This is a genomic window from Streptomyces sp. NPDC021020, assembly GCF_044333285.1.
GTDB lineage: Bacteria > Actinomycetota > Actinomycetes > Streptomycetales > Streptomycetaceae > Actinacidiphila.
Window position 1 is genome coordinate 211,786 of record NZ_JBIRQQ010000010.1, and the last position, 25,329, is coordinate 237,114.

General features: G+C 69.6%; 28 protein-coding genes. 15 read left to right on the forward strand and 13 right to left on the reverse strand.

Annotated features, from left to right (window positions below):
• Window positions 1-55: 55 nt before the first annotated feature.
• The 10 genes from ACH4SL_RS28880 to ACH4SL_RS28925 all read right to left on the reverse strand — a co-directional run bounded on the left by ACH4SL_RS28880 (window position 56) and on the right by ACH4SL_RS28925 (window position 9,039).
• A complete protein-coding gene (locus tag ACH4SL_RS28880; RefSeq protein WP_398450757.1) occupies window positions 56-1,129 on the reverse strand; it encodes a DUF2637 domain-containing protein in 1,074 nt (357 codons plus the stop codon).
• Window positions 1,126-1,698, reverse strand: coding sequence for a WhiB family transcriptional regulator (locus ACH4SL_RS28885; protein WP_398450759.1), 573 nt, complete (start codon window positions 1,696-1,698; stop codon window positions 1,126-1,128). Before ACH4SL_RS28885 ends, ACH4SL_RS28880 begins: the two co-directional genes overlap by 4 nt.
• 92 nt (window positions 1,699-1,790) lie before the next feature.
• Entirely contained in the window at window positions 1,791-2,492 is a 702-nt protein-coding gene (locus ACH4SL_RS28890) for an ATP-binding protein (RefSeq protein ID WP_398450761.1), read from the reverse strand.
• Window positions 2,492-3,553, reverse strand: a complete 1,062-nt coding sequence (locus ACH4SL_RS28895; protein ID WP_398450764.1) for a hypothetical protein — start codon at window positions 3,551-3,553, stop codon at window positions 2,492-2,494. The genes ACH4SL_RS28890 and ACH4SL_RS28895 overlap by 1 nt, the downstream gene beginning before the upstream one ends.
• 1 nt (window position 3,554) lies before the next feature.
• The gene (locus ACH4SL_RS28900; RefSeq protein WP_398450766.1) at window positions 3,555-3,881 is read right to left on the reverse strand and encodes a transcriptional regulator; all 327 of its coding nucleotides are present in this window, start codon (window positions 3,879-3,881) and stop codon (window positions 3,555-3,557) included.
• A 669-nt stretch (window positions 3,882-4,550) separates the two neighbouring features.
• Complete coding sequence (locus ACH4SL_RS28905) at window positions 4,551-5,198, reverse strand: XRE family transcriptional regulator (RefSeq protein ID WP_398450768.1); 648 nt, start codon at window positions 5,196-5,198, stop codon at window positions 4,551-4,553.
• Between the two features lie 315 nt (window positions 5,199-5,513).
• Window positions 5,514-6,362: a LuxR C-terminal-related transcriptional regulator gene (locus tag ACH4SL_RS28910; RefSeq protein ID WP_398450770.1), complete on the reverse strand. Its 849-nt coding sequence runs from the start codon at window positions 6,360-6,362 to the stop codon at window positions 5,514-5,516.
• Between the two features lie 208 nt (window positions 6,363-6,570).
• Window positions 6,571-6,906, reverse strand: coding sequence for a hypothetical protein (locus ACH4SL_RS28915; RefSeq protein ID WP_398450772.1), 336 nt, complete (start codon window positions 6,904-6,906; stop codon window positions 6,571-6,573).
• A 1,004-nt stretch (window positions 6,907-7,910) separates the two neighbouring features.
• On the reverse strand, window positions 7,911-8,150 hold the full coding sequence (locus ACH4SL_RS28920) for a DUF397 domain-containing protein (protein WP_398451009.1): 240 nt from the start codon (window positions 8,148-8,150) through the stop codon (window positions 7,911-7,913).
• A gap of 4 nt (window positions 8,151-8,154) precedes the next feature.
• Complete coding sequence (locus ACH4SL_RS28925) at window positions 8,155-9,039, reverse strand: DUF5753 domain-containing protein (RefSeq protein ID WP_398450774.1); 885 nt, start codon at window positions 9,037-9,039, stop codon at window positions 8,155-8,157.
• 274 nt (window positions 9,040-9,313) lie between these two features.
• Between ACH4SL_RS28925 and ACH4SL_RS28930 the strand changes: the two genes are divergently transcribed.
• The 13 genes from ACH4SL_RS28930 to ACH4SL_RS28990 all read left to right on the forward strand — a co-directional run bounded on the left by ACH4SL_RS28930 (window position 9,314) and on the right by ACH4SL_RS28990 (window position 18,607).
• Window positions 9,314-9,814 carry an ATP-binding protein gene (locus ACH4SL_RS28930; RefSeq protein WP_398450776.1) on the forward strand — a complete coding sequence of 167 codons (501 nt, stop codon included), beginning with the start codon at window positions 9,314-9,316 and terminating at the stop codon, window positions 9,812-9,814.
• Entirely contained in the window at window positions 9,811-10,233 is a 423-nt protein-coding gene (locus ACH4SL_RS28935) for a DUF6415 family natural product biosynthesis protein (protein WP_398450778.1), read from the forward strand. The genes ACH4SL_RS28930 and ACH4SL_RS28935 overlap by 4 nt, the downstream gene beginning before the upstream one ends.
• Window positions 10,230-10,757: a DUF6302 family protein gene (locus ACH4SL_RS28940; protein ID WP_398450780.1), complete on the forward strand. Its 528-nt coding sequence runs from the start codon at window positions 10,230-10,232 to the stop codon at window positions 10,755-10,757. Before ACH4SL_RS28935 ends, ACH4SL_RS28940 begins: the two co-directional genes overlap by 4 nt.
• Window positions 10,754-11,497 carry a hypothetical protein gene (locus ACH4SL_RS28945; protein ID WP_398450782.1) on the forward strand — a complete coding sequence of 248 codons (744 nt, stop codon included), beginning with the start codon at window positions 10,754-10,756 and terminating at the stop codon, window positions 11,495-11,497. Before ACH4SL_RS28940 ends, ACH4SL_RS28945 begins: the two co-directional genes overlap by 4 nt.
• Window positions 11,494-11,760, forward strand: coding sequence for a hypothetical protein (locus ACH4SL_RS28950; protein ID WP_398450784.1), 267 nt, complete (start codon window positions 11,494-11,496; stop codon window positions 11,758-11,760). The genes ACH4SL_RS28945 and ACH4SL_RS28950 overlap by 4 nt, the downstream gene beginning before the upstream one ends.
• A complete protein-coding gene (locus ACH4SL_RS28955; protein WP_398450786.1) occupies window positions 11,757-12,044 on the forward strand; it encodes a hypothetical protein in 288 nt (95 codons plus the stop codon). The genes ACH4SL_RS28950 and ACH4SL_RS28955 overlap by 4 nt, the downstream gene beginning before the upstream one ends.
• Window positions 12,045-12,157: 113 nt before the next feature.
• A complete protein-coding gene (locus ACH4SL_RS28960; protein WP_398450788.1) occupies window positions 12,158-12,511 on the forward strand; it encodes a hypothetical protein in 354 nt (117 codons plus the stop codon).
• Window positions 12,511-13,131: a JmjC domain-containing protein gene (locus ACH4SL_RS28965; RefSeq protein ID WP_398450791.1), complete on the forward strand. Its 621-nt coding sequence runs from the start codon at window positions 12,511-12,513 to the stop codon at window positions 13,129-13,131. The genes ACH4SL_RS28960 and ACH4SL_RS28965 overlap by 1 nt, the downstream gene beginning before the upstream one ends.
• Window positions 13,132-13,266: 135 nt before the next feature.
• Window positions 13,267-14,163, forward strand: coding sequence for a hypothetical protein (locus ACH4SL_RS28970; RefSeq protein ID WP_398450793.1), 897 nt, complete (start codon window positions 13,267-13,269; stop codon window positions 14,161-14,163).
• Window positions 14,160-15,596 carry an FAD-dependent oxidoreductase gene (locus ACH4SL_RS28975; protein WP_398450795.1) on the forward strand — a complete coding sequence of 479 codons (1,437 nt, stop codon included), beginning with the start codon at window positions 14,160-14,162 and terminating at the stop codon, window positions 15,594-15,596. The genes ACH4SL_RS28970 and ACH4SL_RS28975 overlap by 4 nt, the downstream gene beginning before the upstream one ends.
• Window positions 15,593-16,369 carry a nucleotidyltransferase domain-containing protein gene (locus ACH4SL_RS28980; protein WP_398450797.1) on the forward strand — a complete coding sequence of 259 codons (777 nt, stop codon included), beginning with the start codon at window positions 15,593-15,595 and terminating at the stop codon, window positions 16,367-16,369. Before ACH4SL_RS28975 ends, ACH4SL_RS28980 begins: the two co-directional genes overlap by 4 nt.
• A complete protein-coding gene (locus ACH4SL_RS28985; protein ID WP_398450799.1) occupies window positions 16,369-17,490 on the forward strand; it encodes a radical SAM protein in 1,122 nt (373 codons plus the stop codon). Before ACH4SL_RS28980 ends, ACH4SL_RS28985 begins: the two co-directional genes overlap by 1 nt.
• A gap of 13 nt (window positions 17,491-17,503) precedes the next feature.
• Entirely contained in the window at window positions 17,504-18,607 is a 1,104-nt protein-coding gene (locus ACH4SL_RS28990) for a radical SAM protein (RefSeq protein ID WP_398450801.1), read from the forward strand.
• A 70-nt stretch (window positions 18,608-18,677) separates the two neighbouring features.
• Here the strand turns inward: ACH4SL_RS28990 and gltX are convergent, their stop codons facing one another.
• A complete protein-coding gene (gene gltX / locus ACH4SL_RS28995; RefSeq protein WP_398450804.1) occupies window positions 18,678-20,090 on the reverse strand; it encodes a glutamate--tRNA ligase in 1,413 nt (470 codons plus the stop codon).
• A gap of 1,103 nt (window positions 20,091-21,193) precedes the next feature.
• On the opposite strand from gltX, the gene ACH4SL_RS29000 reads away from it, so the two are divergent.
• Together ACH4SL_RS29000 and ACH4SL_RS29005 are read left to right on the forward strand one after the other, a co-directional pair.
• On the forward strand, window positions 21,194-21,454 hold the full coding sequence (locus ACH4SL_RS29000; RefSeq protein WP_398450806.1) for a helix-turn-helix transcriptional regulator: 261 nt from the start codon (window positions 21,194-21,196) through the stop codon (window positions 21,452-21,454).
• 255 nt (window positions 21,455-21,709) lie between these two features.
• Window positions 21,710-23,038, forward strand: coding sequence for a tyrosine-type recombinase/integrase (locus tag ACH4SL_RS29005; RefSeq protein WP_398450808.1), 1,329 nt, complete (start codon window positions 21,710-21,712; stop codon window positions 23,036-23,038).
• Window positions 23,039-23,231: 193 nt separating this feature from the next.
• Here the strand turns inward: ACH4SL_RS29005 and ACH4SL_RS29010 are convergent, their stop codons facing one another.
• Together ACH4SL_RS29010 and ACH4SL_RS29015 are read right to left on the reverse strand one after the other, a co-directional pair.
• The gene (locus ACH4SL_RS29010) at window positions 23,232-23,894 is read right to left on the reverse strand and encodes a response regulator (RefSeq protein WP_398450810.1); all 663 of its coding nucleotides are present in this window, start codon (window positions 23,892-23,894) and stop codon (window positions 23,232-23,234) included.
• Between the two features lie 9 nt (window positions 23,895-23,903).
• Window positions 23,904-25,100 carry a sensor histidine kinase gene (locus ACH4SL_RS29015; RefSeq protein WP_398450812.1) on the reverse strand — a complete coding sequence of 399 codons (1,197 nt, stop codon included), beginning with the start codon at window positions 25,098-25,100 and terminating at the stop codon, window positions 23,904-23,906.
• Between the last annotated feature and the right edge of the window lie 229 nt (window positions 25,101-25,329).

Here is a 25,329-nt window from a genome sequence, read left to right on the forward strand (position 1 = left end):
TCTGCGGGCAGGACGGGTGTCCGGCTTCGGTCACCCGCCCCGGCGGGGGTGTCGGTCAGTCGCGGGAAGTGGCGACCGGCTTGTCGCGCTGGGCGCGGAGCTGGGCCATCAGTGCGGTCAGCGTGTCGCTGGACAGCGGGATCTTCTGACCGCGGATCGCCTGCGCGACGACCTGCCGGGTCAGCTTGTCCTCGGCCCTGACCGCCGACCGGGCGATCTCCAGCAGCTGCTCGGTGTCCCGGTCGGAGTGCCGGTCGGCGGTTCTTCGGGGCTCGCGGTCACTGACCGGTCCCGGGGCTGTCGGCCGGTCAGCGGCTTCCTGGTCGGTGACCCGGCTGGGGGTGACCGGTTCGGTGGCCGCCGCACGGTCGCCGGCCACCGGGCGGCTGTCCGGGTGACCGGCCAGGTCAGCGCGTCGCTGGATGCCGACGTGGAGTGCCCCGTCGGCTGGGGCGGCGTCCCTGGGCTGTGACGGGGCGAGTTGGGTCGTCGGTGTCCTGGTCACCGTGGGCCCTTCGGTCGGCGTGGTGACCGGCCGACCGCCACCGTCCCGACCGTCGCGCGGTGACCGCTGACCGACTCGGTCAGCCGCGGTGACCGGGATGCCGTCGAAGTGGTCGGCCGGACGCGGGTGACTGACCTGACCGAGCCGGTCGCCCGCGGGGGCGCGGTCGGGCAGTGGGTCGCGGTGGTTGTCCGCAGTCCGGGCGATGAGGATGTAGAGGTGGACCGCGCCGGCCAGCGCGAGCGGGGCGACGGTGGACAGGGAGGCGACGACCGTGTCGCCGAGCTGCAACCCGCCGGTGGCGGCGGCAGTCTGGTTGAGGCGGACCGCATGCACCGCGTTGGCCCACACGCTGACCCCGGTCGCGGTGCCGACCAGCGTCCACACGTACAGGCGCGCGCGCAGCGGGGCGGTCCGCAGCACCAGCAGGGCGCGGATGCCGTAGGCGATGAAGCCGTCGATGACGAGGGGGTAGAGCCAGCAGAGGGCGGGGCGGATGTGGATGGCGGCGGCCATCTGCATCAGGGCGCTGGCCGACAGGGCGCATCCGGCGCCGCCGAGGACGATGACGGCCAGGCGGTCCCAGCCGGTGACGGGCGCCGTGGTCGACGCGGGGGTGGTCATGCCGCCGTCCCGAAGTCGTCGCGGTTCGGGTGCCGTTCGTCGGGCCCGGGGGGCGGGCCGGTCTGCGCGGCGCATTCCAGGTCGGCGTGCTGGTCTGCCCGGCGGAACTTGCGGTACTGCTTGCGGGCGTATTCCTCGTCGACCTTCAGGATGCGGGCCACGCGGCTCGCGGGCACGCCGTGGCGGTAGGCGGCGCGCATGACGGCCTCGCGTTCGGCGAAGGTGAGGTGGATGTCGCGTCCGGCGACGGCGGCGTTGACGCGGGAGTAGTCCAGGCGCTTGGGGAGCCCGGAGTGCAGCGGCGCGCGTTCCTCCTCGGTCAGGCCGCCGCGGATGCCGTGCTGGTCGTTGTTCTCCAGGGCGGCGTCCAGGCAGGTCCGGCGGACGGGGCACTGCGCGCACAGGGCCTTGGCCGCGCGGATCTTGTCCATCTCCTCGGGATGCGGGAAGAACAGCTCCGGGTCGACGGTGTGGTGCTCGGTGGGACGGCAGGCGGCCTGGCGGCGCCACTTCTGGTCGCCGAGGGAGCGGTGCTGGTCGGCGGGGGCCGCGTTCATGGTGCTGGGCATGCGGGGTTGCTCCGATCGCTCTCCGCGCGCGGGGTGTGGCGTCGGCGGAGGTGTCTGGTCGGGAAGAAGGTGGACGTGCCGAGGGCGGCGGATCAGGCCGCGCGGGCGCGTCTGCGGTCGACCGGGTCGAAGGCGACCCGGGTGGTCATCTGCGCGAGGCGGGAGGCGACGCGGTCGCCGAGGTGGAGCCGGAGGTCCTTGATCGCCAGGTTGGTGGTGATCAGCGTCGGCAGCAGGTGGGTGTAGCGGCGGTTGACCAGGCGGTAGGTGATCTCCTCGACCCACTCCGACGACTTGGCCGCGCCGAGGTCGTCCAGGATCAGCAGCGGCACCCGAGCCACGGCCGCCAGCTCCCGCTCACTGTCCGCCCCGGCGCGGGGGCGCAGTTCGGCGTACAGGTCGGCAGCGGTCGTCGCCCGCCACCGCACCCCGACGCCTGCCGCAGCGAGCGCGCGGACCGCTCCGTACGCCTGGTACGTCTTGCCCGCGCCCGTCACCCCGGCCATCAGCAACGCCGGCCCGGTGGCGACCTGCCGCCGCGCGCCGATCCCGGGGGCGACGGCCTGGTCGGCGACGTCGCGCACCCACGCCAGGACCTGCGGGTGGTCGGCGACCGCCTCCCGGTAGCGCGGCGGGATCCCGGCAGGCGCTGCGCTCAGCCGCGCGGTCGTCCTGGCGTCGTCCACCGCGGCGGCGACCTGGGGGTCGATCCCGCGGGCGGCGAGGATCCGGGCGAGGCGGTCGAGGGTGCCTGCTCCGGCGAGGGTCTGCGGTTCGCGGGTTCGGGTACGCATCACAGCTCCTCGGCGTAGGCGGTGGCGGGGTCGGCGGGGTTGGTCCAGGCGGTGTGAGCGGGCACGGTAGACCGCGATCCCGGACCGGCCAAACCCGCACCCGGCCCCGTGGGGGCGTTCATCGCGTCGTTGACCAGCGACGGCAGCCGCGACGGGTGGCCCTGGATCTCGGCGTACCGCCGAAGTCCTGCTCGCACGTGCTCCGGTGCGATGCCTTCGGCGAGGAGCGTCTTGACGATCCGCCCGAGGTGGCCGAGCACGTCGCCCGGCGGGCGTCGGCGGCACGAGGTCACGTACTCGCCGACCAGGTCCTTCGCAGAGACGCTGCCCGCGTCGGGCGCCTCGCGCCCCGTAGGAAAAGAAGATCCAGGATCCAAGATCCTAGATCCAGGCGCCGAGCCCTCCCCGAGGCTTCGGGGAGCCTTCGGGGAAGGTTCGGTGAAAACACCCTGACCTGCGGTTTCGTCGATATCCTGCCCGGTGTGGGTCGCGGATGTACCGGCGGTGTCCTGCGCAGGCGCGGGGGTGGCGGAGAGGGGTGCGGGCGGGCTCGCACCGGGCTCTGCGCTCTGTTCGAGGGTTCCCGGAAAGCTCGGGGAATCCTCCGCGAGATGCCGGGGAGTCTCCGGCGACGGCTCGGGGAGGGTTCCGGGAAGGTTCGTCGAGGGCTCGGTGCGCCGGGTGCACGGTCCCTTGCAGACGCCGCAACGCTCCGGGGCGCACGTCGGGCAGGCAGGGAGCCGCGACAGGCTCGGCTTGTCGATCTTCTGGTGCCGGGACCACGTCGGGTAGTGGAGGTACCGCTTGCCGTCGCACCCGGTGTAGCGGCAGATCAGCCCGGCGGCAGCGAGCTGGGTGAGGTCGTCCTCGACGTGGACGGCGGTGTGCTCGGCACGCAGCGGCCACACCAGCCCGGCGATGATCGCCGCCTGGTCGCGGTGGCGGCCCTGGTCGTCGGCGTGGGTCGTCGTCGCCAGGAACGTCCGCTCCGCGGTGATACTGACTTCGGCGAGGCTCTCGGAGACCCAGGTCTCCGGCTTGAGCGCGCGTATCCGGGACACGTCAGCGGCCCCGCTCCGCCGCGGACCGGGCGCCGGCCGTCAGCTCCGCGGTCGCGAGGTCCAGGGTGTGCGGCTCGCTCCAGTCCTCCTCCGGCCACACCCGCATCACCCAGCGGGCCGCCGTGCTGCTGGTCGTCCGGTTCAGCTCCAGCCGGTGGCCGAGCGCGTCCTTCGCGACGGTGTAGGGCTGGGGCCAGACCGAGCCGGGTTCGGTGAGGCTGACGCGGATGGTGGCGGCGCCGGGAATCATGTCGGCGAGCTGCGCGGCGAGGCGGCGCGCGCGACCCCTTTCCGGGCAGGCCGGGGTTCCGCCCGTGGCGGTGTGCATGCGATACTCCGTTGCTCGTAGGAGCGCGGTGCGGCGGTTCTCGTGCAGAGGAAGCCCCGCCGCCCGCGGTATGCGAATCGGCACCCTGGTGCCGGCCCGGCGCTTGGGAGTTGGTAGCTCCCGGGCGCCGGTTTCGTGTACCCCCCACTCACCCCCTCGAATTCGGGCCGGTAAGGCCCGCGGCCCCGTTGGCCGACCAGCACCATATGCAGGCGCCGTCCACGCATCCAGCGATTACGGCCGGACACTCGGCGCCGACACCGAAACGACATCGACAGCGTGTGCATCGGCGCAGATCGGACCATTGCGGTGATGGCCCGATCTTCAAATGGGGCACGCCAGAGTGTCAACGAACGACAAAAAGACCCAAGCGGACATTTGGAGAGCTCCCGGGGTTCTGGCCACCTGACGACACGGCACCACCCGAGGTGATCTCGCCTCTGACCTGCGGATTTACGCCAGCTCTCCGCACATGAGTCCTCATGTGGGAATGGGGCTACGACACGTGACCAGTCTGGTCATGTCCGCATTGGACACCGGAATACGCCGAGATCCCACGATGCGGGAGCACGGCACGGCCCGCCCGGTCAGGGGTCGGCAGTCCGGAGCCCGAGCGGACAGCGAGGAAATAGCGCCCAGGAAGCCGAAATCCGCGATGGATCCGGCAGATCAGCCGCTGCGGAAATGCACGATCATCAGTCTCGCCTCGGGGAAGTCGGTCGGCCTGGCCGCGTAAAGGGTCACCTGCCCGCCGCCGAGCGACGGGTGGAGCAGCGGGCGAGGTGACTCCAGCCCTGGCGCGGTCGACGGCGCGGCTACCAGCAGGGGTGCGGCCTCGCTGTCCGCGAGGACGTCGGCGCGCAACTCCTGGAGCGTCCTGCTGTTGGCGTTGCCGGCCAGGAGGATGCGCAGTTGCATGCACAGGGCGGGCAGCCAGGCCGAGTTCCAGTCCCGGAGGATGACGCGAGCCGAGGGGGCCGTCAGGCACCAGCGCAGAAGGTTGCGGGGAACGGGCTCGTCGCCGAAGTAGCCGCTGAACGCCTCGTTGTGGGCGAGGACGATGCCCTCCCGGTCCTCGACGTAGGCGGCCGGGCCGAGCGAGTCGAGCATCACCTGCCAGCCGTCGGGCAGCGCTCCGTCGAGCCGGTTCAGCGGCCGCGGCGGCGGGGTGGCGAAAGCGTAGGCGTGGACCGCGCGCCATTCGTCCTCGGTCAGAGCCAGGATTCTACCGACGCGCTCCAGCAGGCCGGCCGGGACGGCACTGCCGCGTTCCAGACGCTGGTAGGTGCCGGCGCTGCGGCCGAGGAGGATGTCCATGTGCGACTGGGTGATCCCCGCGGGCCGACGGCCGCGTGGATCGCGCGCTTCGAGGAATTCGCGCAGCACGGGAAACTGCGCCGGATCCGTCCTCGCCCTGGCGTTCGCCAGAAAAGTGCGCAATGCGCAAACGTCCGACACAGTCATTGCCTTACAGTCACAGCCGCAGCCGTGCACGTACAAGCACCGCGGCCCGGGAAACGCCGAAGTCCAGAGCGGCATACGCCGTTCAGGGCTTCGTATTAAACCCTGACCAGCAGATCCATGCCCGTACCATCCACTATTCGGATGATCAATTCCGAGAGGGGTGTCGCGTCACCCGACCAGGCCGAGGCCCGCGGCGAGCACGCCCGCCTGGAACCGGCTGGCGGCGCCGAGCTGCTCCATCACCGTGGTGGCGATCCGCCGTACCGTCCGTGCGGAAATCCCGAGGCGCTTGCCGATCTGCTCGTCGGTCAGCCCCTCGGCCAGGAGCCGCAGCACGTCACCCTCACGCTCCGACAGCAGCGCCGCCCCGCCCTCCTCACCACCGGACCTGCCGGAGAAGGGGGCCGACCGCGCCCACACATCGAGGTACATCGCGATGTAAGTACCCATCAGTTCCGAGCCGTGCAGCACCAGCATCGGGTCGAGGGGGCGCTCCGGCCTGCTCGGCATGACCGCCGTGGTGCCGTCGAAGAGCAGCAGGTCGAACGGCACCCGGTCGGCCAGGCGTACCTCCACACCGAGGGCTGCCAGGTGCTCCAGGTACTTCCGGGCGCTGGGCGCGGCCGCCACGGCACGCCCGTAGACCGCGCGGACGTCGAGCCCGCGCGCGACCAGCTCGGCGTCCAGCTCCAACGACCTCGCCAGCACCTCCGCGGGCGGCAGCGGCCCGGGGTGCATCGACCACATGGACTCCCGCGAGGACAGGTGCAGGGAGCGCAACCGCTCGGCGCGTAGCGCGCCGTCCCCCACGAAATCCACCTCCACGCCCACGGTCTCCCGCATGGCCGCCGGCCGGTACCGCGTCGCGATCTCCTGCGCCCGGTCGTGCGTCAGCGCGACCTCGGCGGCCTGCCCTCGAAGCCGCTCCGCCTGCGACTCGAAGAGCTGCTTCATCGCGGCGTCCGGCTCGACAGGAACCATCGCGCCGCCCCGGCCCACCGGCCGGATCAGCCCCATGGACTCCAGATGACGCCAGGCCGGCCCGGCTTCGAGAACCGACGCCCCGACAGCAGCGCACACATCCGGAAGCGCTCCCGTACCCCGCCGCCGCAGCGCCAGGTACAACGGCAGGGCCAGGTCGTACGGCTCAGCAGGCACCGGATGGGCGGCAGTCGCCCTCGCGGGCAACGGCACCGCGGCCGTCCGCGGAATAGCCTCCACCAGCTCAACGGCCACCGTCGGCCCCCTCCGCGCGTGCCCAGCAGCTCTCCGCCACCACGCTCGCGAGCCGCACCCATGCCGGATCGGTCACGACGATCAGCGCGAGCCCCGGACGGTCCGGATCGACCGGAAGGAGCGCCAGCTCGTCGTCGACCACGAGCATGTCCATGGGCACGAGATCCGCCGTGCGGATCTCCCCGCCCCCCAGTGACGGGGCGTCGAGCCCGAGCACGGGCCGCTGGTAGAGGGCGCGTAGTCGGACACCCCGGGCGGCGAGCCGCGCGTCGGTCTCGGTCTGGTGACCGGATTCGGGCGCGTACGGCAGCGTGGACAAGCTCAAGCAGCTGACAACAGCCTGGTCCCGGGCCTCAGCCAGCGCGCGGGCCATAGCCCGACGCCCAGCCACCACCCGCACACCGCCGCCGACCCCCGCATGCGCACACCCGCTACGCCCCAGGAGCCGCTCCGTCCCCCACACCGCAGCAGCAACGGCGAGCCGCCCGTCCTCCAACGCAACTCCGCAGCGTCCCATGAGGCCGCTGAGCGCCTCGGCCGCCTCCACCACCATCGCGGAATCCAGGTCGGAATACGCCCGGCTCGCCCGAAGCAGAATTTGGGAACTCGGCCTGGAATCCGCGGAGTTCACCACAGGGACCGAAGGCCCGAGATGGGCGGCCTCGCACGCCCCAGAACGCATGCTGCCACGTACAGCTCTTCGTGCGCCCCGACCATAGGCGACAGACACCCCACGTACCTCCCCACAGGATCCACACCTCACGAGCGCTCAGTCTTCACGCTGGCACCCATTTTTTTCCAGGGGGGATTTTTCCCTCTAAAAGAAATGCAAGAAAAAACAAATTACATGCACATGGCATCCCGGAGATCGTTTCGATGCGCACCCGGCCTGGGACGGTGGTGGGAGGGGCACGCTCTGCTGCAACACGGCGCGGCGGAGTTCGAGCGGGGTGGCGATCCGGAGCAAGTGGCCTGGCCGCAGCGGATCGTCCGGCCGAAGGCGAGCGCTTGGCCGACGGCTTCGTCGCTGACGGCACGCACGTGGTCAGCGAGCAGGTCGAGCACCACGCCCAGGGACTGGTATCAGCGGGAGCCGGCCCTCGCCAAGCCCGCCGCGGCAACAGCCAACAGGTCACCCGTAGTGCCGGCGGGCCTCGGGCCGCTCCCGGACGTGGTACAGACATAGGCGAATATCCGCCGCTCCGGGACTTCCTGCTGCCTCGGAGTGCGAGCTGGTGCGACGATGGACGTGAACGGCGACGGTGGCCCTCCTCTCATCGCCAGAGGAGGGCCACCGTCAGTGCTGTGCGGGGTCGAGGCGCACAGGATTCAGGCTGCCGCGGCGTCGATCTGCCCGGTGCGGACCAGTCCGACGAATGCGCTCCATGCGGCCGGGCTGAACTTCAAGGCCGGTCCATGCGGATTCTTGGAGTCGCGTACGCCCACCACCCCGCGGGTAGCGACGACGTCGGCGATCTCAACGCAGCTGTTGCCTGTGCCGCCGCTGTACGAGGACTTGTACCAGGCATCTTCGGGTGCCAGCTCGGGGGCTGGGGTGTGAGTGTCGATGGCTCTACAACTCTCGTGCTAGTCGATGCATGAACTCGGGCGTCTCCTCCGACGGAAGCGCCGAGGCGATCATCTCGCTGAACCTACGGATGAACCTAGACACCTCCCTGGGCTTGTCGGACGTGGAGACCGCCCCCCACGCATTGTCTACCTGCACCATCGGGGGGAGTCCGTCGCCAAGGTCCAGGATGGCTAGGTCGCTGCTCGCTCTATACCCCCTACTGGTGATGGGGAGCACCTGGATTTTGACATGGCCGAGCTGGGCCAACCTCGTGATCTCCTCGTACTGGGCGCGCATGACATCGGGACCACCGATCATGTAGCGCAGTCCCGCTTCGCCCAGGATCGCCCATAGTTTGACCGGGTCAGGGTCTCGCTCCAGGACCCTCCTTTTCCGTTCCATACGCAGCTCTACGTTGACCCGGATGAACTCGCTGGTCGTCTCCTCGATCGGCTTCTCGATCTCGTAGATCGCCTGGGCGTACGCCTCGGTCTGGAGCAGGCCGTGGACCACCTGAGGGTGGTAGATACGGATCTCCTGCGCCTCCGCCTCGATCCCCACGAACCCCTGCATCGCCGGGAGCATCTGCCCCCGGTACCGCGTGACCCAGTCCTGGCTGGTCGCGTCACGGTTCAGGTCGATGAGGCCCTGGACCGTCTCCTCGTCCTCGACGCCGTACTTGGCCAGCAGCTTCCGAAGGTCCCCCACGTTCCGGAAGTTGAGCCCGCCGGTTTCGATGCGCTGAAGAGCTGCCTCTGACAGCTTCGTCCCGGCCACCGCTGTCTTCCGCGTCATCGGCTTGCCGTTGACCAGGATGCCCTCACGGATGCCTCGCAGCCGGAGGCCCAACTCCAGGCGTCGTCCCGTCGCTCCTCGCTTTGCTGCCACCTGTGCGCCCTCCTCGTAACCGTGCGACGAACTTGAGGTGCTGTGCGCGGAGTCTGGCACCTCTTGTACGGGGCCGACAGCCCCTTGTGCAGGTTCGCGCATAGTCCACTTTTGTCTGCGGTGAATTTTCACCGCAGATGTGCTTGCAGATGAACCTAGCTGCCCGCCACGGTAGTTGAACCGGCACGAACGCAGACGGCAAAGCCAGTGAGCCGGCCTCGTCGCTGCGGCAAAGCCCCGGGTGCCACCGTCTTGAGCTGCGGAGGAGTGAGGCATGGCTGTAGCTGCATCTGGCCTGGAAGTTCTCGCCGGCCTGCAAGCGGGGAACCCGGTGGACGCCTTACCTGTCGTGCACAAGCTTGTTCTGGAGATCGCGCGCGAGACGCTGTCGGAAGCGGGCGAGGTACCCGGCACCACCGGTGTCAAGGTCGGTGACTTGCGCAGGACCGCTGCTGCGAAGTTGGCCTCGTGGGGTGTTTCGGCCCTGACCGACGACGCGCTGCTGCTGGTCAGCGAACTGGTGACGAACGGCCTCCGGTACGGCGCCGGCCAGCACATCGAGTTCCGGTTGGCGCTTGCCGAGGACGTGCTGGTCGTCGAGGTGGAGGACCGCTCGCCCAGTCGCCCTGTGCTCCGGGACGCCGGGCTGGACGCGACGAGTGGTCGCGGCTTGGTCCTGGTCGACGCCCTCGCTACTGCCTGGGGTGTCAGTGAGGACGGCACCCGGACGTGGTGCGCTCTGAAAGTACCGAGTGCGGAAGGGGCCCGGTCATGAGCGGCCCTCCTCTCGCCAATGCCGCGCCTGCGCCGAACGAGGTCGGGAAGGGCGACGGAGACAGCACGTCCGTGGATCGGCTGCTGGCGGATCTTCGGAAGCTTTCGCTCTCGAAACTGACGGAGACGCCCACCACCGACGCCATCTTCGACGGTCTTGAGAAGGTGCTGGGCGAGCACGCCGTGGTGGCTCGCGCCGACATGCCGGTGCTGGCGCGACGTCTCCACGCCGTGTTCCGGCGGCTCGTGCATCTGTCCCAGATTCCCGGCAGTGGGGTGCAGCAGGAGACGGTTGCGGCCTCCTGGGGCTTGCTGACGGAGCTGATGCCCAAGGACGGCCCTGGCGCGCTCGGCTATTTGCGCCGTCTGGCGATGACGGTTTCCGATCTGCTCGACGAGCTGCTGGAGGACATGTCGTGAGCCACCGACTGGTGTCCACCGACCGGCACGACGGTCCGGGCTCCGCCCTCACCGTCGAACTGCTGCCGCCCGAGGAGGCGGTCGACTTCGAGTTCACGGCTGCCCGGCTCCACGACCGGGCCCTGCTGCGCGGCGCGGTCGCGGTGCAGATTTTCCGGGTGCCGCTGCTTGCCGTGCCGGTGGGTGGGTGCCGGCGTGGCGGGGGCCTGTCCGCTGGGCCGGTCACGATCGCGCTGGCCGTGCACGGCGTCCTGCGCGGCCGGGACGGGTTTTCCCACCTGCGGATCGTCGAAAACCCGCGCGCTGGGGACTGGCGGGTGGAGTGGGGCGAGCAGGCACCGCAGGGCCCGGTGCGGTCGCCGGAGTCGCGGCGCTTCTTCGGCTACGCCCCTGCGGGGACGGGTGCCGGCTGCTTGGTGCCCGCGCAGGGCAACGGCCCGGCCACCGTGACCGAGCCTCGCGGCAGTGACCACCTCCGCGCCGCCGACAACGCGCAGCACGTTCTGGGGAGGGAGCACGGATGAGCAGCCTCGGTGCCAGTGTGCGCAGGTCGTCGGTGCCGTACATCACGGTGCGCGAGGGCGAAGAGCTTGTACCGGAGCGGACGCTCGGTGTCCGCTTCAGCCACGCGGGCAAGGCGATCGGCATTTGCTACCGCACCGAGGTGGCCAGGGACCGGGACGACCGCGGCGTGCTGTGGGCGCGCATGTCACAGGACCTGTCGCCGCTCGATCGGCGGCCGGTGGGCAAGCCGTTGTGGGCGTCCGTGCACCCCGCCCGTCAGCGGGAGACGATGTCTTCCCTGCGCTGCCAGAAGTGCTGCGGCCAGGCATCCCGGACGCATGAGGGCTACCTCTTCCTGGAGGCGGCCGGCGACCGCCCGGTGGAGGGAATGACGACCGCCCAGCCGCCGGTGTGCCTCGCCCACGCCCTTGAGGGGATCGAGCGGTGCAGCCACCTCGGCGAGCACGGGTACGTGCTGGTGCGCTCCCGGGTGCCGCGGCTGCACGGCGTGATCGGTCAGCCGTACCGCATGGGAACCAGCGGCCTGGAGCCGGAGCCGCCGCGGCTCACCCCCGCGGGGGCCGACGTCCCCATCCGCTTCACCGAGCGCGGGCTGCTGCCGTGGGTCCTGGCCTCTCAGCTCGTACGGCAGCTGACCGGCGTCACGGTGGTGGACATCGACCGCGAACTGGCCGAGGCGGGACTGCCCGTCCGGCTGGCCACCAAGCCGCGGCGCCCGGCGACGGCGGTGAAGCGATGAGTCTGCTGGTGCTCGACGTCGGCATGCTGCACAGGTGTGAGCTGACGGGCGTGATGCGGATGCACTGCGCCCACTGCCTCGGCACCGTGGCCAACGACGCTGATCCGGTACGCACGTCGCTGCTGGGCTCTCTGTCCGACTGGGTGCGCGCCGATCACTCCGGTCGATGCGTCGCCTGCGGCTGCCGCTTCACGGTCGGCGCTGCCATCGCGCCCGAGGACGAAGGCTGGCGTGCGGCCTGCTGCCCCAGGAGGCCGCAATGACCGTTCTGACCGTCCGCTTCTACCGTCTGGACACGGCGGTCTCACCCACCGGCGAAGCCACCATCGAGCGCGTGGACATCCGGCCGCCCGTCGACTACGACTCCGGCAACCCGGCGCCCGGCACGGAGATCAAGATCATGGGCTTCCCGCCCTGCCAGTGCCCCCGGGCCCCGGCGTGCCGCACCCGGGAGAACGCGCGGGCAACCCCGCCGACACGGCGCGCCCCGCCGGCAGCCGCCGCGGTGCCCAAGGAGCCGCCCCTGCCCCCCGGGGAGGGCAAGTAGACCTCCGCTCGGTATCCCGAACGGAACCCGGTGGCCCGCCCTTAGGCCCACCACACCACCGCACACCGAGGGCCGTTACCGGCCCCTGCACACAGCACGAGGAGATCCATCCCATGACGACCCTTGGCCCTGAGACCCTGGTGAACCAGGACGCCGACTTACTCCGGCGACTCCAGCAGGTACTGAGCGGCCACCCCGCCGGCGGCGCCTTCCGCCTGATGCTCGCGCCCACCGCCGTGGAGATAGCTGACGACGAGGCCCTGATCCAGACGGTCAACCCCACCACCGGCACCATCGAGCTGCACCCGCGCAAGCTGGCCGACGTGACCCTGGCGGATGTCCTGCACGCCACGCAGGTGATCGACCCGGCCGACGAGGAGTTCCGCAGCTACGCGGCGTCGCCCATGGCCCTCAGCTGTCACGGGGCCACGGCCCCCGGCGGCAAGCGCATACACGGCTACCACTGATGTCCGGGTCCGACCTGCACATCGCCTCGCCGCGCGAGTCCGCCTGCACCATCCACACTCGCCTCAGCTCCGCGGTCCTGCCCCGCTATCCCTCCGCCACAGCGGTGCACATCCCGCAGGTGTTCGACAAGGAGTGGACGGCCGCTCTGCCGCTCCCCACGCAGGGGAAGGACCCGGACCAGCCGGTGGCCCTGGTCGACGGCTTCGACTTCCATCGGGAAACGGACGAAGGCGCCATCACGGACGCCTACCGGGCTCGGCGGCGGACCCGCGTCTACGAGAGCATCCACGCCCGGTCCGACGGCTGGTTCAGCCTGGTCACGCTCCACATGGCCAGGCTGCTGCGTCAACGCGTCGTCTGCACCATGTACGAGTCGCGGGCCGGGGACCGCAACCTCGGCGCCCACGACGACGAGTGGGACGGCCTGATCGTGCAGATGCGCGGCACGAAGTCCTGGCGGCTGTGGCCGCCGCCGCATGGACAGCCGCACGAGCTGCTGACCCAGGCCGGCGACGTGCTGCTCCTCCCGAGAGGCGTCACGCACGAGGTGGACACGCCGGACTACTCGGTGCACATGGTACTCGCCGTGACCGACGAACCTCTCGCCGCCGCGGCCTGATGACGCCCGCCCGGCGGCCGGTGTTTCAGCCCCGACCGCTGGGCGGCTTCTCGCCCGCCGAACGCAGATCCCTCTCCCCTCACCTTCGGGGAACGCAGCACCGCTGAGTACCAGTACGTGAAGGGAACGCTGGTCATGCAGCCCATCGCATACGTCTACGCGGACGACACCACTCACACTCTCACCGACCTCGGCGCCGCCCACCAGGCCCTGTGCGCTGCTCCGCAGTTTTTCTCGGAGACCGGCATGCTGCTCCACACCTGCCAGCGGATCGAGTGGTACGCCGTGGCCGAGAGCCTGCCGCCGGCCCTGGCCCTCCTCGGGCGGTCCCAGATGTTCGGCGAGCGCTCCGCGCTCGTTCGACTCGCGCAGATCGCGGCCGGCTCCCGCTCGCTGATCCCCGGCGAGCGCTTCATCCACCGTCAGGTGCAGGAGGCCGGGCTCCGACTGCTGCCCGATCACCCGCTGTACGCCGTCACCCGCGACGCCCTCGCGCTCGCCTCCCGCGCCCGCGAGGAGTTCGGCCTGTACGCGAGAACGGACTACAGCGACCTGCCCGGCCTGTTTCTCACCGGTGGCAGCACCACCCCGCAGCAACTGCTGGTGGTCGGGGGCGGGATGCTCGCCCGCGCCGTCGCCGCCGCGCCGCCGCACGGCTACCACCGGGTCGTCATGATGACCCGAGGCCCGCGGAAGCTGCGCCGCCTGGTCGAGGGCCTGGGGAACGTCACCGTCGTCCGGCACCCCAGCCTCGACAAAGCCCTGGCCGACGAGCCGTACGACACCGTCATCGCCACGACCAACCTGCATGGCGAATACCGGGAGCACGTCCGTGCGGCGATCACCGGCCCGCGGTCGAGGCGGGTCCTCGATCTGTGCTGCACGCCCGCGCTGACCGACCGGCCGGACCAGTACCACCACCTGTACGACCCCGACGTCCTTGGCGTCCTCACTGACGCCAACGCCGACATGGCCAGCCGCGCGCTCCAAGCCCGTCAGTGGATCGCCCAGAACGTGGAGGTGAGGGTATGAAAACGGCTACGACAGCCGACGTCCTCGTGATCGGCGCGGGCCCGGCCGGACTGCTCGCAGCAGACCGGCTCGCCGCCCAGGGCGTCAACGTGCTCCTGGTGGACGCCGGCCGCCACCACACCCGCCGGATCTGCCCCGTGGACCGCTTGAAGTCCTGCAACGGCTGCCGAGGCATCTGCAACGTCATCTCGGGCATCGGCGGGTCGATCCACTACGGCGACGGCGTGAAGCTGTCCCGCTTCCCCAGCGGGCGGCGCCTGGCCGAACTCCTCGGCGCCGAGCGAGCCGAACACCTCAGCGACACGGCCCTGGACATCCTGTGCGGCTCCGACCGCCCCCGCTTCCGTCGCGCCCTCGCCGACAGCACCCCGTTCACGGTCAAGGACTACCCCGTCGCCTCCCTCTCCTCGGCCCAGGTCCGCACGCTGATCGACCGGCTGTACACGCGGCTGACCAGCACCACCCGCGTGACCTTACGGCTTGGAGCGGAGGTCATCGACCTGGTTCCGGAGGACCGACACGGCTTCGCCGCACGGCTTCGAGCGCACGGTGCGGACGAGACCGTCACGGCCCGCCGTGTCGTCGCCGCCGTCGGCCGCCGCGGACAGCGCTGGTGGGCCGGGCAGATCCGAACCCTCAGGCTCGACCACACCCTTCCCGTCCCGTCCGTCGGCCTGCGTTTCGAGGCGCCGATCAGGCTCCTTCGCCGCGGCGCGCTCGTCCACGACGACTTCAAGACCACCCTCGTGCGAGCCGGAGTGAAGGTAAAGACCTTCTGCTACTGCGCCGGCCCCGGCGGCGGACGGCTCAAGTTCACCGACTACGGCGACCACACCCTCCTCGACGGACACGTCATCCCGGAGACGGGCACCTCCCCCACCGGGAACTTCGCGCTCCTGGCCCAGCTCCGCGACGAGACCGGCCGCCCCCGCGAAACCCGATGGATCGAGCAGCACATTCTGAAGCCGTACCGGGCACTGCGCGACGACCGCCCTGGAAAACCTGTCTTGCAGTGGTATCCCGACTGGCGCGACAAGACGCTCACCTGCACGAGCCTGGATGAGTTCACCACCCGTTCCGGGCACCGGCCTTCGCTCACCGACTACGGCGTCGCCAACCTCGCCGGCATCCTGCCCGACACAGTGCACACCGCGCTGCGCACCGTGTTCGAGGAGCTGATGCCCAGTTTCGCCGGCCACGCGTTCAACAAGGACGATGCCGCCCGCATCGCCGTGATCGGTCTAGAGCTGGAAAGCCTCTGGGACGAACTCGCCCTCACCGAGCACCTGGAGACCAGCCTGCCCGGCCTATACGCCGCCGGGGACTGCTCCGGTCTGGCTCAGGGCATCCTCCAGGCCGCCGTCGCCGGGCTGGCCGCCGCCGACCACGCCCTCACCAGCCTCGCCGCGGCCAGGATCGGGGGTACCGCATGACGCGCTCCGTCACCCGGCGCGCCGTACAGCTCGCCGAGGACCACTTCGACACCAACCTCGCCTTCGCGTTTGTCGGCGGCTCCTACGCCCGGCACGCCCAGAAGGCCACCAGCGACATCGACCTCTTCGTCGCCCTGCACCGCAGCGACCGCGACACCGAGGTCGCCTTCGCCCAGGAGCTTCGCGAGCTGCACGAGAAGAAAGGGCTCGACTTCGAGCACTGCGGAGAGGTCTTCGACACCGCGACGCTCGACACGTTGCTCACCTTCACCGAGCAGACCATCGCCACGGTGCCGGCGATCCAGAAGTCCGCCTGCTACCAGGCCGACTGCCCGCTGTCTGTCTTCCGCAAGGGCGACGTGGTCTTCAAGTTCCTGGCCGACCCCAAGCTGCACGTCCTGGACCCCGGTCACCTCCTCCCCTGTCTGGAAGAGCGCGCGAGCGCGTACTTCACGCGCTGGCCGATGCCGCGCGTCCAGGAGCACAAACACCATCTCGGCCTCCCGGCCGACACGCAGCAGGCCGACCTCGCCGAGGCATGGCGCCGCCGGGAAGGCACCGAGCAGTGGATGGACACCCCAGTCGGCGTCGGGCTGGTGCGCTGGTTCGGCCCCGGCCTTCTTCCGCGCACTCGCGCCTTGGGCGCCGCCGAGCCGGTGACCCTCGCGCCGCTCAGCCCGCTGGTCTGTCCCCTGCCGGATTCTCCCGGCCGCGCGCGGCGCGCGTACGCCGCCCAGTGTCTCGCCATGACCTACCCGACCACGGAGGACTGATGACCACGGTCGACCTCGGAATGCCCCCGGTGGGCGCCCGGCCCCCGATCTACACCCAGCCCCGCGAACGGTTCGTGTTTCTCTACCCGACCACCGCGTGCTCGCTGCGCTGCAAGACCTGCTACGTCGGCAACACCCGCCTCAACGAGGCGAACACCATGACCGTTGAGCAGGCCGTGGCGGTGATGGACTACTTCAGGGTCACCGGCGGGCACGACAAGCTCTACCTGCTGGGCGGCGAGCCGACCATGCACCCCGAGCTGCCGCAGATCGTCCGCGAAGCCCGCGACCGCGGCTACACCGTCACGATCTCCTCCAACGGCGACTTCGAGGACGTTGTCTTCGACCGGATCAGGCCGGACATGCTCGGCTCGTTCAACTTCTCCCTGGAGTCCGCCGACCCCGTCCTCCACCGCAAGATCCGCGGCAACCCCCACAACTTCGACAAGGTCACCGACCGCATCGCCGAAGCCCGCCGCCGCGGCTACCAGGTCCGCGTCATGTGCACCGTCTCCAAGACCAACGCCGACGGCGCCCTCGACCTCATCCCGTTCCTCGCCGAACTCGGCGCGCACACCCTCTCGTTCCACAACCTCGGGAAAACCGGCAACGGCGCCCGCTTCCTCCAACCGCTCAGCCCAACCGAGTGGATGGACTTCTGCGCCGCGATCGAGGCGCACCCCTCGGAGCCGCGGCTCGCCGTCTACTACCCGCCCACCTTCGTCCACGCCGACGACCAGGCCCAGTGGGCGGACCGCGGTTACCCCGGCTGCCCGGCCCGCACCCTGGACCGGCCGCACGTCTACCCAGACGGCACCGTGTACGCCTGCCCCGTCTTCATGGACGACGACCGCTACTACGCGAAGTTCGAGAACGGCCAGCTCAAGCTGAACCCGTCGCCGCACAACGAGCTGAACGCCTACCTCAGCGCCGACCCCGTGTGCACCGGCTGCCCAAACACCAATACCTGCGGCGGCGGCTGCCCCGCCTACTCCCAGCTCTCCGCCTACGCGGACGACGGCTTCTACTCCTGCGACCGCGAGATCACGCCGCTGTGCATCCTGTGGACCGTGTCCGCCTGGGGCACCCGGCCCGCCGACTCCCTGCACGCCCTGCGATAGCGGAAGGCCCACCATGACCGACGCCCTCGAAAAGGACGCCCCGCACGCGAGCGCGGCGACTGCCAGTAAGGAACCCTTCCTCTTCCTCTACATCACCCACAAGTGCTCGCTGCGCTGCAAGCACTGCTACATGGGCGACCGGCTCGACAACGAGATACTGATGAGCCCGGCCAAGGTCGAGGAGATCCTCTCCGGCCTGCGCGTGCTGTACGGCCAGTACAAGGTCTACCTCCTCGGCGGTGAACCGACCACGCACCCGGACCTCGACGCGATCCTGGACGTGTGCAAGACGCAGGGCTACAAGACCGTCATCACCTCCAACGGCCTCATCCCGCCGAAGGTCTGGCCCGTCCTGGACGACCGGCTCGACAGCTTCAGCTTCTCCATGGACGGCGCCCGCCGCGAGACTCACGAGGACATGCGCGGACCCAACACCTGGAGCCCGCTGCTGCGCAGCATGGGGCGCGCCATCAAGGCCGGCTTCCAGACCCGGGCGATCTTCACCATCACGCAGGCGAACCGGAACGACGTCCTCGGCGCGATCGACCTCGCCGACCGGATCGGCCTGGAGATGTTGTCCTTCCATTACTTCACCCCCACCGGGCTCGGGAAGGACAAGCCGCACCTCCAGATCCCGCCCGCCGAGTGGATGGAGCTGTGCCAGGACATCCGCCGGTACGCCGCCGGCCGCCGCGTCCGCGTCTTCTACCCGCCCGCCTTCGCCACCCCCGACCAGCTCCCCCAGATCAGCGCCCAGGGCTACGGCGGCTGTACCGCCCGCAACCTCGAACGCCTGGCGATCTTCCCCGACGGCCGCGTCTACATCTGCTCGGCGTTCTTCGACACTGACCTGCACTACGGCCTCTGGCGGGACGGCGCGATCGTGCCGCGCCTCGTACGGAACACCAGCGAGCTGACCCTCGTCAGCAAGACCGCCCCCGGCTGCCGCTCCTGCCCGCACGCCTCGGTCTGCGGTGGCGGCTGCGCCGCCTACGACCACCTCCAGCGCACCCTCGTCAGCTCCGACTGCGACCGCCAGACCATCCCCATCTGCCCCCTGTGGTCCATGCCGGCCGAGCCCGTCGGCACCGAGCACCGGCTTGTCGACCTCCGCTAGACCACACCCGGCGGGCGACAGGGCGGTGGGCCCGGTGCTCTGGCAGCACACCGGGCCCACCGCCGTCAGTTCACGCCGGCTGGAGCCTCGCGGCTGCCGTGTCGATTCGTGCCAAGGTACGCTCCCGGCCCAGCACCTGAACCGACTCGAACAGCGGCAGCCCCACCGTCCGACCCGTGACTGCGACCCGGACCGGCGCCTGCGCCTTGCCCAGCTTGAGCCCGTGCTCGGCAGCCGCCGCTTCCAGGCCGACCCTCAACGCCTCAGCCGTCCACTCACTGTCGGCCCACCGTGCACGGGTGAACTTCAGAACCTCGGCCGCCCCCGGCTTCATCGCCTTGTTCCACGACGCCTCGTCCCAGGTCGGCGCGTCGAGGAACAGGAAGTCCACGTACTGCGTGATCTCGCTCAGTAGCGCGATCCGGGTTTGCGCCAGTTCGGCCACCGCCCGGAACACCCCGTCGTCGTACGCCTCCGGCGCCCACGGCGCGTACGGCGCCTCAAGCCAGCGGCGGCACGCCTGGACGAAATCCTCCACCGGCAGCGCCCGGATGTACTCGCCGTTGAAAGCGGTCAACTTCTTCACATCGAAGAACGCCGAGGACTTGTTCACGTCCTCCAGCCGGAACAGCTTCTCCAGCTCCTCGTACGGCCGGATCTCCACGTCGTCGCCCGGCCCCCAGCCGAGCAGCATCAGGTAGTTCACCAGGGCGTCCGGCAGGTACCCCTCTGCAAGGTAGTCCTCCAGCGCCACCTTGTCGCGGCGCTTGGACAGCTTCTGCCGCTTCTCGTTCACGATCACCGGCAAGTGCGCCCACACCGGCAGCTCGGCGCCGAACGCCTCCCACAGAAGCTGCTGCTTCGGAGTGTTCGACAGGTGCTCCTCGCCGCGGATGACGTGCGTGATGCCCTCTCGGATGTCATCCGCCGCGTTCGCCAGGACGAACACCGGAGACCCGTTCCCACGGGCGATGACGAAGTCCTCGATCGCGTTGTTCGGGAACTCCGTGGCGCCACGCACCACGTCGTCCACCACGGTCATGCCCTCGTCCGGCGTACGGAACCGCAGTGCCCGGCCCTCCTGGAACTCCAGGCCCCTATCGCGGCAGAATCCGTCATAGCCCAGGTGCTGCGACCCGGTGCGCTTGACCAACTCCTCGCGGGTGCAGTCGCAGTAGTACGCCTTCCCCTCAGCGAACAGCTTGAGCGCCGCCTCGCGCTGCCCCACGGTGTTGCGCGACTGGAAGTAAGGGCCCTCGAACGCAGGGTCGGAGGCGTTGATGTGGATCGCAGACAGCGCGTTCAGGATGCCGTCCACCCACTCCGGCTTGTTCCGGGCCTCGTCCGTGTCCTCGATCCGCAATACGAACTTGCCCTGCTGCTGTCGGGCGATAGCCCAGTTGTAGAGGGCGGAGCGTGCACCGCCGACGTGGAACAGACCCGTCGGGGACGGAGCAAAGCGAACTCGGATCGTGTCAGGCATGTCCCAAGGGTAGTGGGGCGCAGGCGTCCCGGACGTCACCTACGCGTCAAGGCAACATGATCCGCCGCAGCGTGCGGCGGGTTCCCTCATCTCCACGAGGACGGACCATCGATCGACTGCAAGGTGTAACGCCTGGCACGGTGATTTCCTCCATAGATCACGGCCAGCCGTTGACCGTCGGCCATGAGCTGATTTCGCCGGGAGGACCCGGACTGCGCCGATCCCACTGTCCGCGTTCCTCGTAAAGGACGTTACTAAACTTGAACTCGTGATGTCGGCCCAGGGTCTCGCCGCGCTCATCGGGCAGCTGCTACAACTCCGTGCGTGCTAGGCACGAGGCGACGAGCACTACGAAGTGCTGGAGGAGGTCGAACGGAACCGTTTGCGTCGCGTCGAAATAGATCTCTGCGGGCTTCTCTTCCTCAGGCGCGTAGACAGCCACATTTACAGCTGTCGGCCGCGGAGCTAGTGAAGCAGACAGGGAAGAAGTGCCATCTGGAACCGTGAGAGCCTCGCACAGCTCGAAATATGCCATCAGGCCATTGCCTTTATTCGTCCAGGCGTGATCCCGCGGCCTTCTACCGCGGCGTCGGCTTCGGCAGCGACATCGACTTCACCGGCGCAACAGGGACGCGACCGTCTGGTCGGCCGCTGGTGCCGGTTCCGGGGGTGAGATTGGCCGCGGGGTGGTAGACGCCAAGCCCAGCTTGATTGACCCCCGAGACCACAAACGAAGCCGTTCAGCTGCAGGCGGCGGAGTTGTGTGGATGGGACGGGCCGGTACAGTCGCGAGGGGTGTCCGGAGCCAGTCTCAATGGCTCCGGACACCCCTCGCTGCGGCGCTCAGGTCGTCTGCATCAGGAGGCGGGCTCCGAAGGCAGGACCCGGTCGAGGTACTCCTTCATCATCTCTTTGTCCAGCGTGCCGTCCGTGGACAGTGCCCCGCGCAGTGCCCGGCCGGTGAGGTGCGGGGGCAGCCCTGGGCGTTGGCTGATTCGGAACTTCCGCGGCACCGGCGCTCTACCACAACCATGCGGCGCCACCAAGTTCCACACACTGCACATCCTTGGCGTCACCAGCTTGACAGCACCAAGGGAGCTCTCGTGGGCATCAGGAAAACGTCAACCGCAGACACCGCTTTCCTCACTCTGGACAAGGCCGCGCTCTACCTCGGCATCGCCCCCAACACGCTGTACGTCTGGCGGCACCGCAGGCAGGGGCCGCCCAGCTTCCGTATGGGCGGGCGGGTGATGTACAGGATCTCGGCGCTCGACGAATGGGTCAACGAGCAGGAGCGCGCCGACTCACGGTCCAACTCAGCGGTCAGCCCTCTGCATCGCCGACCGGAGCGACGCGCACGGTGACGGAAGGTTTCGCACCGCGTACCGACATCGAATCGACACCATATTTTCCAGCTACACCGGGATATGTCTCGGCCGAGAGATGCGTTCAGACCACCACGTCAGAGGAAAAGCGCATCTAGATCGGGGCACCAGAAGATGTCGGGTTACATAGAGGACCGGTGGCTGAAAAAGCGGCCGAGCAAGGCAACCGGAAAGCGCGAGCGCACAGCGACGTGGGGCAAGGGTATGCGCTACCGCGTCAAGGGCATACCGGGCGTGAAGGACAGGTCATTCGAAACCGTCGCCGACGCGAAGAGCTGGCTGGCCACAGCCGCGGCGGACACCGGGCGCGGCACGTTCGTGGATCCGCGTGACGGCGCGATCACCCTCGCCGACTACATCGAAGAGATCTGGTGGCCGAGTCGCATGGATGAGCCCTCGACGGCCGCCCCCATGCGCAGCCGCATCTGGAAGCACATCATCCCGCTGCTGGGCTCCTACCCGCTGCGGGACATCGACGCGACCGCGCTTCGCTCGTTCAAAGCGAGCCTGCTGTCCCGGGTCGAGGCGTCGACCGCGGAGATCATATGGATCCACCTCACAACAGTCCTGAACGCCGCCGTCGACGACAAGCGCCTCCTCAAAAGCCCGGCCGCGACCTCGCGCTCCGTGAAACGTCCCAAACCCGTCAAGAGCAAGGCCACCGCATGGACGCGTGCCCGGGTCGACGCCGTCCGGAAGGGGCTACAGGAGCGGTACCGCTTCGCCGTGGACCTCGGCGTCGGCCTGGGGCTGCGGCAGGGGGAGGCGTTCGGGCTTGCGGAGGAGGACGTCGACTTCGAGGCCGGGGTCGTGCACGTCCGGCGGCAGCTGCGCTGGGACAGCCGGGGGCGGCCGTATTTCTGCCTTCCCAAGGGCGGGAAGGTGCGGGACGTCCCCTTGCACCGCTTCCTGGCGCAACGCGCCCGCGCGCACTTCCGACGCTTCCCGCCCGTCGAGTGCAAGCTCCCCTGGCGGAACCCAGAGGAGCCGGCCACCCCGCTCGAGGAGCGCCAGCGCAAGCCGATCACCGTACGGCTCGTCCTGAGCACGTCCAGGGGCCTCCGGATCAACTACAAGACGTGGAACGAGCGGAGCTGGAAGCCCGCGCTCGTCGCGGCCGGGGTCATCCGCACGGTGGGCGAGAAGGTCGAGAGGCACGGAGCCCGCATCCGGCGCCACCCCGAGTTCGAGCGCTCGCGCCGGGACATGTTCCACGTCCTGCGGCACACCTATGCCAGCGTGCAGCTGGAGGCGGGCGAGTCGATCGTCAGCGTCTCGGCCTGGCTCGGGCACTCCTCGCCGAAGATCACCCTCGACCACTACGCTCACTTCATGCCTGGGGCAGGGAAGCGCGGGCTCGCGTCCATGGACTCCTGGTTCGCATCTACTTCGGGGCCGGAAGTCCCTGAGAAGTCCCTGGCGCACCTGGGGCTCACGAATCTGGTGCTGAAACCGCAGGTCAGCGCCACCCTGCGGGCAGCAGCCGCCCTGAAGGTCAAATACAAGGAGAAGACCGCCCGCGGCGGCCTGGCCGTCAACGTCATCGACGTGCTGACCGCGTAGCGCCTGAGCTGGTGTTTCTCTCCTTTCAGCCCTGTCGGGGCCTTCCGTGCTTGTACAGCGGAAAGTCCCTGTAAAATCCCTGGCTCCGAGGAGACCCCAGGTTCGGGGGCGTTGGACCGACGATCGAATATCTGAGCGACCTCCGGCTCTCGACCGGCCACAACCTGGCAACACGCAGAGGTTAAAGAACAAGCTAAGGCCAGGTCCCGTTGACGGTCACGAACCCTGACTCGTACGCGGCGATCACCGCCTGCGTCCGGTCCCGCGCCTGCAATTTCGCGAGCACCGCGCTGACATGGGACTTCACCGTCTCTGAGCCAATCACCAACTGGTCGGCGATTTCGGCGTTGGACAGTCCCTGGGCCATCAGCCGGAGCACCGTCGCCTCGCGTTCGGTAAGAGTGATCCGTTTCAGCGCGTCGCGGGCCGGCCGGTTGCCGTACTCAACGGCCAGGGCCCGTACGGCGGCCGGGAACAGCAACGTGTCGCCCTCGGCGACCAGCCGCACCGCGTGCACGAACTCCGCAGGCCGGGCCCGCTTGAGCAGGAAGCCGTCGGCCCCGGCACGCAGTGCCTCGTACACGTATTCGTCGTTTTCGAAGGTCGTCACCACCAGGATCTTGGGCGGCGGTGCCACCGTACGCAGCACGACCCTGGTCGCCTCGATCCCGTCGAGCAGGGGCATTCGCACGTCCATGGCCACCACGTCCGGGCGTAGCTGCCGTACCAGGGGGACGACCGCGGCTCCATCTGCCGCCTCGCCCACCACCCGGATGTCGGGCTGGGCCGCGAGGACTGCCCGCAGGCCCGCCCGGACCAGGGGTTCGTCGTCGACCAGCAGCACAGTGATCGGCATGCGGTCAGCCTACTGACGGATCGGTGGGGCGTTGGGGAAGTCCCGTGGGACTGCGGCACCGTCGAGGGGCAGCCGTACCCGCATCTGCCACTCGCCGTGCGAGGGACCGGCCTGCGTCTCCCCGCCGAGCAGGGCCGCCCGCTCGCGCAGGCCGCGCAGGCCGCTTCCGCCGCGACCGGGTGCGGGCGACGGCCTGTGCGGCAGCGGATTGGCCACCTCCAGTTCCAGCTGCGGGCCGACCATCGCCACCCGCACTCTGATCGGAACCGGGCCGGCGTCCCGCAACACGTTGGTGAGCGCCTCCTGGAGGATCCGGTAGCCCTCGCGGGAGATCGGCCCCGGCACTTGGCCCAGAGGTCCGGACAGCTCGACGTCCACGGTCGAGCCCGAGCTGCGCGCTGCCTCCAGCAGCCGGTCCGCGTTCCCCAGGGTGGGCCGTCCGGACAGCGGCCGGCCGTTCTCGCGCAGGATCAGCAGGACCCGATCCAGGTCGTCCAGCGCGCTGCGGCCGACCTCTTCGATCGCAGCCAGCGCCCGCTCGGTGAACGCCGGGTCCCCGGCGGCCTGGGCGGCACCCGCCTGTAGCACGGCCAGGGTCAGCGCGTGGCCGATGGAGTCGTGCAACTCCCTGGCAATGCGGTTGCGTTCCAGCAGCTGCTCGGTGCGCTCCTCCAGGAGACGCAGCCGTTCAGCGGGGGAAGGGCTGAGCAGCGTCCGGGCAAGGCGGGTGGCAAAGTGCCCGAGCGCGACCAGCAGGACGGGTGACCCCACACCTGGCAGTACGGCCAACGGGGTGCACCACCAGTGCGGCTGCCAGACGCCCAGTCCCGGAACGGCCACCGGAGCGCCACCGATCCCCAGCCGTAGCAGCTCGACAGCGAGCGCCGGGCCCCAGACGGTGATCATCACAGCCACCGCCGCGAGGACGAGTCGCATCTCCAACCAGAGCACGGTCCGCCAACGGTCCTGCCACGTGGCGGCGGGCGCCGCCGCGATCGTGGCGTCGGGCCGCCCGCGCTCGTCCGGCACCAGAAGTCCTTGTGCCTGTATGCCCTCACCATGACGGACTGCCGGGATCAGGCCCACCGGTACGGCCAAGGCCCCGAGCAGGTACGGCTCCCTCCGGAAGAAGACCATCCACAGCGCGATGGCACCGGCCGGCACGCACAGGTGCAGCCAGCGCGTGTACGTGACCGTCCGTGCCAACGGCCGTAAGAGCCAACGGAATCGAGTGGGACGGCTGGGCTCGGGCACCTGATCATCCTGCCAGTGCCGCGAGCACGGCGGCCCCCCCCCGCATGGGGGAGAGCGAACCCACCGAGGAGGGAGGCTGCGGCACCCGTTCCGCTGCCAAGGTGACCTCATCACCAGCATCGACGGCCACGGCGGAGACCACGTGTCTCTGCGGACGCCGCAGCCGGCCATCCCACACCTC

What these genes read in the sequence shown, in the direction of transcription:
- ACH4SL_RS28975 (WP_398450795.1), top strand. Translation starts at nt 14,160, where the DNA reads ATGAAAACGGCTACGACAGCCGACGTCCTCGTGATCGGCGCGGGCCCG.
- ACH4SL_RS28910 (WP_398450770.1), bottom strand. Translation starts at nt 6,362, where the DNA reads ATGGGGCTGATCCGGCCGGTGGGCCGGGGCGGCGCGATGGTTCCTGTC.
- ACH4SL_RS28930 (WP_398450776.1), top strand. Translation starts at nt 9,314, where the DNA reads ATGGCTGTAGCTGCATCTGGCCTGGAAGTTCTCGCCGGCCTGCAAGCG.
- ACH4SL_RS28905 (WP_398450768.1), bottom strand. Translation starts at nt 5,198, where the DNA reads ATGGACATCCTCCTCGGCCGCAGCGCCGGCACCTACCAGCGTCTGGAA.
- ACH4SL_RS29010 (WP_398450810.1), bottom strand. Translation starts at nt 23,894, where the DNA reads ATGCCGATCACTGTGCTGCTGGTCGACGACGAACCCCTGGTCCGGGCG.
- ACH4SL_RS28955 (WP_398450786.1), top strand. Translation starts at nt 11,757, where the DNA reads ATGACCGTTCTGACCGTCCGCTTCTACCGTCTGGACACGGCGGTCTCA.
- ACH4SL_RS28945 (WP_398450782.1), top strand. Translation starts at nt 10,754, where the DNA reads ATGAGCAGCCTCGGTGCCAGTGTGCGCAGGTCGTCGGTGCCGTACATC.
- ACH4SL_RS28965 (WP_398450791.1), top strand. Translation starts at nt 12,511, where the DNA reads ATGTCCGGGTCCGACCTGCACATCGCCTCGCCGCGCGAGTCCGCCTGC.
- ACH4SL_RS28960 (WP_398450788.1), top strand. Translation starts at nt 12,158, where the DNA reads ATGACGACCCTTGGCCCTGAGACCCTGGTGAACCAGGACGCCGACTTA.
- ACH4SL_RS28880 (WP_398450757.1), bottom strand. Translation starts at nt 1,129, where the DNA reads ATGACCACCCCCGCGTCGACCACGGCGCCCGTCACCGGCTGGGACCGC.
- ACH4SL_RS28885 (WP_398450759.1), bottom strand. Translation starts at nt 1,698, where the DNA reads ATGCCCAGCACCATGAACGCGGCCCCCGCCGACCAGCACCGCTCCCTC.
- ACH4SL_RS28950 (WP_398450784.1), top strand. Translation starts at nt 11,494, where the DNA reads ATGAGTCTGCTGGTGCTCGACGTCGGCATGCTGCACAGGTGTGAGCTG.
- ACH4SL_RS28900 (WP_398450766.1), bottom strand. Translation starts at nt 3,881, where the DNA reads ATGCACACCGCCACGGGCGGAACCCCGGCCTGCCCGGAAAGGGGTCGC.
- ACH4SL_RS28980 (WP_398450797.1), top strand. Translation starts at nt 15,593, where the DNA reads ATGACGCGCTCCGTCACCCGGCGCGCCGTACAGCTCGCCGAGGACCAC.
- ACH4SL_RS28985 (WP_398450799.1), top strand. Translation starts at nt 16,369, where the DNA reads ATGACCACGGTCGACCTCGGAATGCCCCCGGTGGGCGCCCGGCCCCCG.
- ACH4SL_RS28935 (WP_398450778.1), top strand. Translation starts at nt 9,811, where the DNA reads ATGAGCGGCCCTCCTCTCGCCAATGCCGCGCCTGCGCCGAACGAGGTC.
- ACH4SL_RS28990 (WP_398450801.1), top strand. Translation starts at nt 17,504, where the DNA reads ATGACCGACGCCCTCGAAAAGGACGCCCCGCACGCGAGCGCGGCGACT.
- ACH4SL_RS28890 (WP_398450761.1), bottom strand. Translation starts at nt 2,492, where the DNA reads ATGCGTACCCGAACCCGCGAACCGCAGACCCTCGCCGGAGCAGGCACC.
- gltX (WP_398450804.1), bottom strand. Translation starts at nt 20,090, where the DNA reads ATGCCTGACACGATCCGAGTTCGCTTTGCTCCGTCCCCGACGGGTCTG.
- ACH4SL_RS28970 (WP_398450793.1), top strand. Translation starts at nt 13,267, where the DNA reads ATGCAGCCCATCGCATACGTCTACGCGGACGACACCACTCACACTCTC.